This is a genomic window from Reella acinonychis, from assembly GCF_052828705.1.
Genome location: NZ_CM128256.1, coordinates 888,774 through 898,579, shown reverse-complemented (window position 1 = coordinate 898,579; position 9,806 = coordinate 888,774). Strand labels below are relative to the sequence as shown.

The 9,806-nt window shown below is 42.6% G+C and carries 14 protein-coding genes; 2 read left to right on the top strand and 12 right to left on the bottom strand.

Going from position 1 to position 9,806, the window contains the following annotated elements:
• Nucleotides 1-2: 2 nt before the first annotated feature.
• Nucleotides 3-2,153 carry a tape measure protein gene (locus ACUXZ4_RS04520; RefSeq protein WP_464973851.1) on the bottom strand — a complete coding sequence of 717 codons (2,151 nt, stop codon included), beginning with the start codon at nucleotides 2,151-2,153 and terminating at the stop codon, nucleotides 3-5.
• 66 nt (nucleotides 2,154-2,219) lie between these two features.
• On the opposite strand from ACUXZ4_RS04520, the gene ACUXZ4_RS04515 reads away from it, so the two are divergent.
• Both ACUXZ4_RS04515 and ACUXZ4_RS04510 read left to right on the top strand, forming a co-directional pair.
• A complete protein-coding gene (locus ACUXZ4_RS04515) occupies nucleotides 2,220-2,498 on the top strand; it encodes a type II toxin-antitoxin system RelE/ParE family toxin (RefSeq protein ID WP_464973850.1) in 279 nt (92 codons plus the stop codon).
• 17 nt (nucleotides 2,499-2,515) lie between these two features.
• Complete coding sequence (locus tag ACUXZ4_RS04510) at nucleotides 2,516-2,785, top strand: HigA family addiction module antitoxin (RefSeq protein WP_464973991.1); 270 nt, start codon at nucleotides 2,516-2,518, stop codon at nucleotides 2,783-2,785.
• Nucleotides 2,786-2,979: 194 nt separating this feature from the next.
• Here the strand turns inward: ACUXZ4_RS04510 and ACUXZ4_RS04505 are convergent, their stop codons facing one another.
• From ACUXZ4_RS04505 to ACUXZ4_RS04455, 11 genes are all read right to left on the bottom strand, one after another.
• On the bottom strand, nucleotides 2,980-3,435 hold the full coding sequence (locus ACUXZ4_RS04505) for a phage tail assembly chaperone (RefSeq protein ID WP_464973849.1): 456 nt from the start codon (nucleotides 3,433-3,435) through the stop codon (nucleotides 2,980-2,982).
• Complete coding sequence (locus ACUXZ4_RS04500; protein ID WP_464973848.1) at nucleotides 3,435-3,860, bottom strand: phage structural protein; 426 nt, start codon at nucleotides 3,858-3,860, stop codon at nucleotides 3,435-3,437. Before ACUXZ4_RS04500 ends, ACUXZ4_RS04505 begins: the two co-directional genes overlap by 1 nt.
• A gap of 83 nt (nucleotides 3,861-3,943) precedes the next feature.
• Nucleotides 3,944-5,290 (bottom strand): DUF3383 family protein, encoded by a 1,347-nt coding sequence (locus tag ACUXZ4_RS04495; protein WP_464973847.1) that lies wholly within the window; start codon nucleotides 5,288-5,290, stop codon nucleotides 3,944-3,946.
• Entirely contained in the window at nucleotides 5,277-5,768 is a 492-nt protein-coding gene (locus tag ACUXZ4_RS04490) for a phage neck terminator protein (RefSeq protein ID WP_464973846.1), read from the bottom strand. Before ACUXZ4_RS04490 ends, ACUXZ4_RS04495 begins: the two co-directional genes overlap by 14 nt.
• Nucleotides 5,758-6,105 (bottom strand): hypothetical protein, encoded by a 348-nt coding sequence (locus ACUXZ4_RS04485; protein ID WP_464973845.1) that lies wholly within the window; start codon nucleotides 6,103-6,105, stop codon nucleotides 5,758-5,760. Before ACUXZ4_RS04485 ends, ACUXZ4_RS04490 begins: the two co-directional genes overlap by 11 nt.
• Before the next feature lie 3 nt (nucleotides 6,106-6,108).
• The gene (locus tag ACUXZ4_RS04480) at nucleotides 6,109-6,552 is read right to left on the bottom strand and encodes a phage virion morphogenesis protein (RefSeq protein ID WP_464973844.1); all 444 of its coding nucleotides are present in this window, start codon (nucleotides 6,550-6,552) and stop codon (nucleotides 6,109-6,111) included.
• Nucleotides 6,539-6,886, bottom strand: coding sequence for a hypothetical protein (locus ACUXZ4_RS04475; RefSeq protein WP_464973843.1), 348 nt, complete (start codon nucleotides 6,884-6,886; stop codon nucleotides 6,539-6,541). The genes ACUXZ4_RS04480 and ACUXZ4_RS04475 overlap by 14 nt, the downstream gene beginning before the upstream one ends.
• 3 nt (nucleotides 6,887-6,889) lie before the next feature.
• Nucleotides 6,890-7,087, bottom strand: a complete 198-nt coding sequence (locus ACUXZ4_RS04470; protein WP_464973842.1) for a hypothetical protein — start codon at nucleotides 7,085-7,087, stop codon at nucleotides 6,890-6,892.
• Nucleotides 7,087-8,043, bottom strand: coding sequence for a DUF2184 domain-containing protein (locus tag ACUXZ4_RS04465; protein WP_464973841.1), 957 nt, complete (start codon nucleotides 8,041-8,043; stop codon nucleotides 7,087-7,089). Before ACUXZ4_RS04465 ends, ACUXZ4_RS04470 begins: the two co-directional genes overlap by 1 nt.
• Before the next feature lie 68 nt (nucleotides 8,044-8,111).
• Entirely contained in the window at nucleotides 8,112-8,546 is a 435-nt protein-coding gene (locus ACUXZ4_RS04460; RefSeq protein ID WP_464973840.1) for a structural cement protein Gp24, read from the bottom strand.
• A gap of 13 nt (nucleotides 8,547-8,559) precedes the next feature.
• Complete coding sequence (locus tag ACUXZ4_RS04455) at nucleotides 8,560-9,624, bottom strand: DUF2213 domain-containing protein (RefSeq protein ID WP_464973839.1); 1,065 nt, start codon at nucleotides 9,622-9,624, stop codon at nucleotides 8,560-8,562.
• Nucleotides 9,625-9,806: the final 182 nt, after the last annotated feature.

Sequence of the window (9,806 nt, the reverse complement as noted above, 5' to 3'; positions counted from 1 at the left end):
ATTTACCAACCATACCCATATTCAGGGCTATAAATATCAAATCCATTATTTTTCTGATGGCGTGAAATTTCATTCGCAGCCTGCTTAGGATTAGTGCTGTGTACGTTATAAGTGTTGTTTTGGGTCTGCTGAACCTGAACAGAACGATTACCAGCCTGTTGTGCTGATGCTGTACTAACAAGCGGTTGTTCTACCGTACCATTTACCGTAACAGAAGCTCCTTTACTAAAGATATTTTTGATAAAGCTAGGAATTAATTTATCAAACATATCTGTCACAGTACTGATAGCAGACTTCCAGCCGTTTTTGAAAAAGTCCGTAATGCCCGTCCAAACTTTCTTAATTGGATCAGTAATGCCATCCCACATTGATTCGGCTGTCTCTTTGATGCTATCCCACATCTCGCCACAACTGTTCTCAATGTCCGTCCAAATTTCACTGGCTTTCGTGGAAATCCAATCCCACACTTCGCCAGCAACCGCTTTGATTTCGTCCCAATAAACAACAATCGCCACTAATGCCGCAATAATAAGCGCTATTGCAAGTAAAATCGGATTGGCTGCCATCGCTGCAAACATTGCACGACTAATAGACCAAATAGCTGTAATGGCTATTTTAGCCCCCCAGAGTGCAGCTTTTCCTAACACTAAAAATGGTTTACCGATAAACCCTACTAGCATCGTGAATTTAGTGATAATAAACGAAACAGTGTAGATCACTGTTTTAGCTAGACTTACAAATGGCGATCTAACCAACCATAAAATAGTAGAACCAATCCCACCTAATACCATTAAAGCAATAGAATAAAACGGTAAGAATTTAAGTGATAAATCCCCGACAGCATTTTTTGCCAAACCAAACGCATAAGAGAAATCGCCACGCATTATGGCTCGCACAATACTAACCGCACTTCTGATGACTTTGATGAACGACTTCACGCCATCAATTACATACTGCAACGCTGCTTTTGCGAAATCCTGCCAACTTTTCCAGTCAATATCGAAGTCAATACCAGTTAGGGCAAACAGCTCTTTGGCAAGTAATTTAACGTTAAACCAAAGCGATTTAAGTAGATCGCCTATTGTTTTAAATTGCCCTGCCCAATCCTTGAAATCACCGAATAAATCGCCAGCGAGTGAATCGCCACCATTTACCCACACATACAAATCTTCAAGAATTAAGCCTATTCCAGCGAGAATTGCTGCCATTGCTAAAAACGGAGCAAAAGCCTTGATAGCCTGAACAGTAATTGCCTTTAATCCCCTTTCCACCAATTTAAGAGCAATAATGAGCTTACTACCAATCGCAGATGTCGCTAAAATCAGCACTAACTTGATATTTTTATCGATCCAGTTGGCAAGTTGAGAAAATCGCTGACCTAAATTCAACACATCATTGACCGCATAAGATAGAAAACGCCCGATCGCATTTTTCATTACGTTCATTCCGAATGAAAAAGTTTTCGGCATTTCGTCAAATTCTTTCTGAATTTTATCAGCCTGTTTCAGTAGTCCTTGAGCAAGCTCTTTGGCGGTCAGTTTACCAGCCTGACCCATTTCTTTTAGCTGACCTACACTAATACCAAAACCATCTGCAATAGCCTCTGATAAACGTGGAGCTTGATCTAAAATAGATGTAAGTTCATCACCACTCAATTTACCTGCACCTAATGCTTGCCCTAGCTGCATTAAAGCGGCTTGTTGCGAGCTGGCGTCACCACCGCCGATGGTGAGTGTTTGACCGATAATCTCGGTCATTTTTAAGGTTTCGTCAGTCCCTAACCCTAAATCCTTGGCATTGCGTTGCACTTTTTGGAACAAGTCACCACTTGCGGCAAAAGTCTGCCCTGTTCGTTGAGCAATGTTATAGATTTCATCTAAGGCGTGTTTATGCTCTTCCGCTGATGCCGTAGCCAGTTTTACACGACCGCTCACACTCGCCCACTCGTCCGCAATCTGCATTACAGATCCGCCTGCCGCCATTGCAACATAGCCCATCACAACGTTTTTAAGCGACAGCAAATTACCTTTGATTTGCCCTACATCTGCTTTGGCTTGTGTTTTGGCTTGCTTGACTTCATTCACAAACTTTTTTAAGCCTGTATTTTCGTAAGCAAACGATAATTTAGTGACTAATTCACGTACAACGCTCATTTGTATAGTACCTGTTTACAAAAGTATAAAAATAATGTATAGTCAGACTATACAAAAGGGGATAATATGATCATCTCATTTCAACATAAAGGGCTGAAATTATTTTTTGAAACTGGCTCAACAGCTGGCATTCAAGCTAAACATTCCGCAAAATTGAATATGTTATTAACCGCCTTAGATGCCACTGAAACCGTACAAGCTATGGCGGTGCCAAGTTGGAATTTACATCCTTTGCACGGTGATTTAGCTGGGCATTGGTCTGTAAAGGTGAGTGGCAATTGGCGATTAACCTTTAAGTTTGAAAATGGACACGCACACGTTGTGAATTATCAGGATTACCATTAAGGAGCAAGAAAATGCGAATGCACAATCCCGCCCATCCAGGGTTGATTTTAAAAGAGTACATTGAAGGTCATAGTGTTACTGAAATCGCCAAAAAACTCGGTGTAACTCGAGTTGCACTTTCTCGTATTTTGAATGCGAAAGCCGCTATAACACCTGAAATGGCAATGCGTTTATATGAGTTACTGCCTAATACTACACCGCAGTTTTGGCTTAATATGCAAGCTAATTACGATACTTGGCAACTAGAACAACGCCCACGTTTTGGCATTCAACCTCTTTACGCTTAATCAACTTTTCCACTTCTCCGCCTGTTTTGCTTCCATTGCTTCAATGGCATCAAGCAGGCGGTTGATTTTCAATAGCTCGCCCATATCGGTTAACCCTGACGTATTGAGTTCAGTCATCGTCACCTTTCCAGCTAAAAAAGGTCGCCAAGCGAGCATTTCACTGGCGACCTCATCGCTATAAACACCTACTGGGTTTATTTCGCTGTTAGCTTTTGCCCCACACCAAGACGGGTGAGATATTTCGTAAAAAAACCGCTGTAATTCAATTTTAGAATGAAAATAAGCAGTTCCACGATTTCGCCCATATCTTCGAAAGCGTGATCTAGGGTGTTTTTAGTGAGTTTTGTGTCGTTACCGTTGTTGTAACTGTCCTTTTGGAAAGCCACATATTCACCACGTACCAACATATCAACCAACTTCATTAAGCCGTCACCATCTAACTGTTGAGCAAGCTCACGAATGCCATCAATAAATTGACTTTCTACGGCAGACTTATCCGCACCATCTTCAGCGGTCAAGCCACTCAACGCCTTACCAAAACTAGGGATCAGTGTTTTTGATAAATCACCGAAAATTTTCATTTGCAGCATTGCAGGGAATTTTTCAACAAAATAGGTGGTTTCCCCGATTTGAATTTCTTCACGTGCCATTATTGATTACCCCCAACAGTATATGAGCCATCTGCGGTTTCAATCGTCCACTCTCGGCTGTCAACTTCTTTGCCAAAGCTCGAATTTGCCATTTTTGTGACCCACGCAGTGCTTGCGGCAAACATTGTCTTGCCACGTAGATCTTTTACAGTGATCGGGAATGTGGTGTTTTTACTTACTTTGTCCGCAGCATACAGACCACTTAACACATCATTAGTGTCACTGGTTTGTAGCAAGGTTAAAGTGAGTTTTTTGCGAGGATCAGTACTCATTGAGCGAGCCACTTCACCGTCCGCTCCAGCAACTGAAGCAACACCATCGCCGTTTTCTTCGATTTGAACAAAAGTGCCATCAGCAAAGCCAGAGGCAATATGCACACCAATTAATACAACAACCTGATCGGCTGAGTAGGTTCTTACACTCATTTGATTTCTCCAAAAAAGTGCGGTCAATTTCAGAGAAGTTTCCAAAATTGACCGCCAGTTAAATTATGCTATGTTAATTTGAATTACAGCGAATATGCCAAGTTACCTTTGATTTCAGTAACATTGATTGCTCCTGCTAACCGAGCAGAGAATTTCACATCTTGCAAGATACGCAGAGCTTTGTTGTTGTCAGAAACGCTCGCCGCTTTCGGTAAGGTAATGACGTAGTTTTTCACTTCCGCACCTGATTCATCTAATTCCACTGGTGCAATGCCGCCACGAGCCACCCCTAAATCAAGTGCTTGGCGAATTGACTGCCCGATAACTTCAATACCTGCGTCCGTGTAAGGCAATTTGCCGTAGGCGTTAATCATCGCTGATGTGGTATTGATTTGGATTTCTTGCAACAACCAATCACGGAAACGAATCACATCAATCCATTCACCACCTGCTACTTTGCCACCTTGTGTTACTGAAAAACTATCATTGAAGTTCTCAAAAGTGGTGCAGTTTTTGTTTTTCGCTGCAATAAATTCACCTTCAGCAAGTGGCGAGTGCGACACCCCAGCAAGTTTTTTCAAGTTCCAGTTTTCCGCGCCTGGATAGAACGTAAAACAGTAACTCATCAACGCCATATCAGGGTATTCACTTTCTGCTTTATGTGAGTACATTACAGCAGTTCGGAAATAATTTTTTTCCTTACAAACGCTTGCTAAGTCAGTATTTGAAGATGGCACAAGGATATTAGGGTCAGCACTTGCCGTTAAGAATAACTTACCATTAGCTTCCGCCCAATCTGCCACTTTTAATACTTCAGATTGTTCACGACTTGCCAAACCCAATCCGTACCAGCGGTTGTTTTCTTTAGCACACGCTGCCAACGCCACAGTGAAGTTTTCTGTATAAGTTGCAGTTAATACACCGCCTTGAATATCCGTTAAAACCACATCCGCATTTCCCGTTGGCTCAATAGTGAGTGTTGAACCACTGGCTGATACCGTAATCGGAGAGCTTAATCCTTCAAGTGACGATTTTAATGCGGTTGTAGTAGCTGAAGCACTCGAAGTAAAGCTCACTTCGACATCGTGCGATTTGTAATTACCATTCGTTAAAACTTGCACTTTCGCTTTGAATTTATTACCCGATTTAATTTCACTTAAATCTAATTCATAGCGATTGGCTTTCACGCGTCCAATAAAGACCTGTGAAACGTGCGAACCTTGAGCAAAGGCGGCTGATGTGGCTAAATAAAGCGGATCGGTTGGTGGTAAACCTAAATCAAGTAATTGATTAGCGTCCGTCACTACCATAATGCGACCAGTAGCAAGGCTGTGTTTGGCTAAAATCAACATATCACTGAATGATTTGCCTTGAATGGCAGTTGTTCCTAGCTCAATTTGTACATTTACAAGACGATCAATTTTCGCCATTTTGTACTCCTATTTGTGTAATGTGATGATTATCGAGATTTTCGATCTCAACCTGTTGAATGAAAGGAATGTTGTCGTCAAGCTCTACGCTATACCGCAGTCGGATTTCTACAATCGCTCGCTGCTCATAATGTTGAGCTTCGTTTAGGTAAGGCATATCCGAGATTTTGCCGATTTCTACCACCGTAATATCTGCATTTGCCCATTTTTCAAGCGTGCTTTGCAATTTCAGGCGGAAAATGGCTTGCGTAAGCAACCTTAACGCCCGTTCACCAAATACTTGCAGCTCTAACGTACTTTCAATGTGTGATACTGCTTTACCATCACCAATAGCGTTATAACAAAAATGCTCTGGCAAGGTTTCCCATCGCAAAGCGTAAGTTGCAAAAGGTTTCGGTGGCTCTTTGCCGTCTTGATAGGCTCGAATTAACGGCACATTGAATAATTCCGACAACAACGGGTAAATTTTAGTCTGCATTGTTCACTCTCACTGCGTGATAGCGATAATGGCTCAGACTCGTTGTAGGAAAATGCGAACGGCTAACCACAAGATATTCCTGATCGTCAAAAATAACCTTGTCGCCGCCTTTCAAATCTTCCCCAGCGACTGAAAGCACGTCATCATCGCTATAAATCACAATCGCACTGCTGATATGCAACCCTTGTAGCTGCGGCGAAAGTTTATCCATTGCAACGGGTCGAATTGTCGCAAAAAAATGCAAAATCGACGTTTCGCCCTTGATCCACTCGCCATTTTCATACCGTCCATCGCTTGATTGTATTTTTTGATACTCTCTACGAAATGATGTCTGCATTGATTAACTCTCCACTTCATACCGAATGCTATTCAGCAGTTGCCCTGTATCAATCAACGGCTTGCTTGACCCTTTCCGTTTGATCGTTTGCGGTGCATTAGGTTGCCACGCAAAAGTACGCAACACGGATTTCATTTTCCCTTCATACCACAAGCCAACTTGAGATAATGCGGTAAATGGTGGCGTACCATTGCTGACAAGTGACACACTTCGTTTTAACAATTGAAAGGCTTGATCTGAATGCAAGGCATAACATTGACGAATAAAAGGGCGAGATGGAATGTGCCTTGTTCCGTACTCATTCCAAACCGCCACATCTAAAACGCTAGTACCGTCTGGGTAGCTGCCACTATCCGCTTGAATGCCAATTTTGACCTGACATTTAGCCAGTTTCTCAATGTTGGTGACCGCTTTTAGAAAGCCTAAATCCCGATCAGCAACCGACATTGTTGAACCCTACTGTAATAGCACCCATTCGCTCACAAATCGCATTGAGTTCTTGCCATTTCGCCAAGAACTGTGTGGATTTACGATGTTCAAGGCTATAACTTACCGCTAAATCCCCTTCTCGTTCGCTACTTAACCCTTGCGGATTGATGTTGCTTTCGAGATGTTGAGCAAGTAAGTATGCAGTGTAATAGGCAGCGGCTAACTGCTGTTTTTCAGCGGGTAGGCACTTCGGCGCGTGATCTAATCCTAACGAAACGGACATATTTAACACCGCACTATCGGCTTTTACGTAGTCAGGGTAAATTAGCGGTAAGATTGAGATCACGTCCATAACCTAGCCTTCCTTTTTGTTACCTTTCCCATTTTGAGCTTTCGGCTCTTCTGCTTTCGGCTCTTCAACCTTAACTAAAACGCCACGGTCTAAAAACGACTGCAAGCCAACGGCATCGTCCGCAATTTCTACGGTTTGATTCGGGGCGATAAACTCGCCCCCAATGTGAATTAAACGGGGTTCCACGTTTTTGACTAGCATTATTGCACCTCCGCTTTCACCGCTGATAATGGATAACGCAAGAACACACCGCCCACACGAGCTAAGCAGTTCACTACAAGCTCAAGGTTGCGTTCCTGTGCTGGCAACTGCTCAAAGTCTTTTGGCAACTCTAAATTCAAGTTGTCGATATTTTTCTCATAGCAAATCACTAAGTTTTTGCCTGATTTGCTTGCTTTTTCAAGCTCCCAAATACCTTGAATGGTAAGTGATGGGTATTTCTTCTGGAAGAAAGCCAACACCGATGTTTTATCTGCATTAGAGAGATATTTACTGCCTAAGGTCTGATAATCCGTCAACGCCATAATTAAATGTGTTGGTTGGTGAACGCCTTTAGACTGCAACACCACGGTGTTGTAGAGATTATCTAAATCTTCTAAGATTTTCTCCGCAGTTGCAGATTTCCAGTTGCCTGTTAAAGCGGTTTCGCCTAAATTCGGGTGGTTGATAAAACCATTTAAGCCGTACTCCTCATCGCCTAATAAGGCAATTTGGTTGAGTTTGATTTCCACTGCACGGCGAGCTGCACGAGCTTTCGCAGTCGGTAAATCCGTACGGTTTGCTACTGCTGCCTGTAACTCTTGCAAGTTGTAGCCATAGCTTGCACCGATACTTTTCACTTTTACCGCACGTTCAGTTGCTGCAACGTCCGCACGTGGTAAGTCATCGGCATAATTAGCGATGATTTTCGCCATACCTGCGTGAGAGTAGGTTTTTTCTACCACTGTTTCCGCCCATTCAGGAGCTTCGCTTGAAATCGGCACTAATGCCAAACCGTTCATCTGCGGTAATTTTTCTTCATAAACTTTGTTACGCACAACTTCCAACTGACGAGCAGTAAATAAACCTGCGTCTTGGTTGAAAGTACCTGCAACACGTAAACATTTGTTGATTTCGGTCAATTCGGCTTGGTCTGCATTAAAATTTTGCATTGTCATTCTGTTTCTCCAATAAAAAAGCGACCTAATAAGATCGCCCTATGTGTGAAGTGATTAACTGATAAATACTATTTCTGTGGTGCGTGAAGTTCCACTAAGGCAATTTTGCCAAACGGTGTTGTCACTACGCCTGAGCGGAAAATTGCATTTGGTAACGCTGTGCTTGCAGCGTCCGACACTAAACCAGTAGCAGGATCGAATTTCACACCACCACGTTCAGTTACGGCATCAGCACCTTTTACCGAACACCACGCTAAACCACGGGTCATTACAGAAACTGCATCAAATTTCGCATATTGTTCCGCAACAGCGTGACTGTGCAATGCGATACCTACTGCAACTGTACCACCTAATTTTGCTTGTGTTGGTTTAGTGCCAACAGTAACAATAGTTCCAAAAGGGATTGCGGTTTCTGCTGCAAAGGTTTCAACACGATCAAAACCACTATCACCTTTCATACCAGCGAAAGCTACTGCTTGACGATCATCATAAATTTTTGCCATTTTTTGCTCCTTATTAGTTACGGCTTGCCATCATTTTGGCACGACCAGATAATGTTAATTCAGGTTTGCCGTCTTGATTCATTTGCATTTGTGGTTGTGTTAACGTAGAGCGTTGTTGAGCTTCGTTATCCGCACGAGCTTGACTATCAGCTAATGCCATATCAAACGCCGCTTCAATGTAAGCGTCTGAACGATCTTTTAAGTCCACACTATCGCCACGCACCGCTTTAATTACTGCTTCTTGTAATTGTCGGTCTGTGCTATCTGCTTTCACTTCAACTTTGTGACTTTTTGCAGCCGCTTCCAACGCTAAACGCTTTTTCGCTTGCTCAAAAGCATCTTGCTTCATCTGCTCTTGTTTACTTTCAAGCTCTTTTACTTTCGCTTCTGCGGCATCTGCACGGGCGGTTTCTTTGTCTTTTTCCGCTTGAGCATTTGCTGCGTCTTGTTTGAATTTATTGAGTTCGTTGATTACTTCAGGGGCGGCTTGATAGGTAATGCCACTGTCTAAACGAACATTTGAGAGATTTTCTGGTTTTTCCACGTTGTGTTTCTCCAAAAATTGTACGGCATCAGCCGCATCCATATTTAACCGAGCATTACCTGCTCGCCCTTTGCTTACGATAGCCAAATGATTCGGCTTGATATTACGTTGGATTGCATCGTACGGTTCACCGTCTTCAGTTATTCCGCTTGTCATCTCAAGCTCTACTTCATAGCCTACCGATAATTCTTTTTTGCCTTTTGTTGTAATCGGATTAGTGTTGTGGATAACAATATCCGCTATCAAATTTTTGCCATCTTGTCGTCCAACTGATAACACCGACCCAATTACAAGCGTTTGAGCATTATTACCCGTGATTTTGCCGTGATGCTCATCAGTAATCGGAATGCCCTTAAACGCATTCAAACTGTCCGCTTTAAACACCTCATCAGGCGGACGATATTCACGTCTTGATGTGCCATCAGGCTGCTGATAAATAAAAACCCCCGTTCTTGTTAGAACAGGGGTGTCACGAATAAACCCGTTTTGATCTTTCTCCGCCTTAAATTCAAGGCGATCGTATCGCATTGTCATTGTTACCACCATTTAATTGCGTTTACGAAAATTGCAGCCGCAACCAAAAAACCAAGTAGCCAAATACCCCAAAATCGCAATGTTGATAAACGTTCGGTCATCATTCTAAACTCCTTGATAATTGATAGGATAAGTTTTAAACTTGTCATATAAATCGTTTCCTTAATGGTTGTGATTATGGA

Excerpts from the sequence above, each read along its gene's own strand:
- ACUXZ4_RS04455 (WP_464973839.1), bottom strand. The coding sequence starts at position 9,624 with ATGACAATGCGATACGATCGCCTTGAATTTAAGGCGGAGAAAGATCAA.
- ACUXZ4_RS04470 (WP_464973842.1), bottom strand. The coding sequence starts at position 7,087 with ATGCTAGTCAAAAACGTGGAACCCCGTTTAATTCACATTGGGGGCGAG.
- ACUXZ4_RS04500 (WP_464973848.1), bottom strand. The coding sequence starts at position 3,860 with ATGAGTGTAAGAACCTACTCAGCCGATCAGGTTGTTGTATTAATTGGT.
- ACUXZ4_RS04495 (WP_464973847.1), bottom strand. The coding sequence starts at position 5,290 with ATGGCGAAAATTGATCGTCTTGTAAATGTACAAATTGAGCTAGGAACA.
- ACUXZ4_RS04485 (WP_464973845.1), bottom strand. The coding sequence starts at position 6,105 with ATGCAGACATCATTTCGTAGAGAGTATCAAAAAATACAATCAAGCGAT.
- ACUXZ4_RS04515 (WP_464973850.1), top strand. The coding sequence starts at position 2,220 with ATGATCATCTCATTTCAACATAAAGGGCTGAAATTATTTTTTGAAACT.
- ACUXZ4_RS04510 (WP_464973991.1), top strand. The coding sequence starts at position 2,516 with ATGCACAATCCCGCCCATCCAGGGTTGATTTTAAAAGAGTACATTGAA.
- ACUXZ4_RS04475 (WP_464973843.1), bottom strand. The coding sequence starts at position 6,886 with ATGGACGTGATCTCAATCTTACCGCTAATTTACCCTGACTACGTAAAA.
- ACUXZ4_RS04520 (WP_464973851.1), bottom strand. The coding sequence starts at position 2,153 with ATGAGCGTTGTACGTGAATTAGTCACTAAATTATCGTTTGCTTACGAA.
- ACUXZ4_RS04460 (WP_464973840.1), bottom strand. The coding sequence starts at position 8,546 with ATGGCAAAAATTTATGATGATCGTCAAGCAGTAGCTTTCGCTGGTATG.
- ACUXZ4_RS04505 (WP_464973849.1), bottom strand. The coding sequence starts at position 3,435 with ATGGCACGTGAAGAAATTCAAATCGGGGAAACCACCTATTTTGTTGAA.
- ACUXZ4_RS04480 (WP_464973844.1), bottom strand. The coding sequence starts at position 6,552 with ATGTCGGTTGCTGATCGGGATTTAGGCTTTCTAAAAGCGGTCACCAAC.
- ACUXZ4_RS04490 (WP_464973846.1), bottom strand. The coding sequence starts at position 5,768 with ATGCAGACTAAAATTTACCCGTTGTTGTCGGAATTATTCAATGTGCCG.
- ACUXZ4_RS04465 (WP_464973841.1), bottom strand. The coding sequence starts at position 8,043 with ATGACAATGCAAAATTTTAATGCAGACCAAGCCGAATTGACCGAAATC.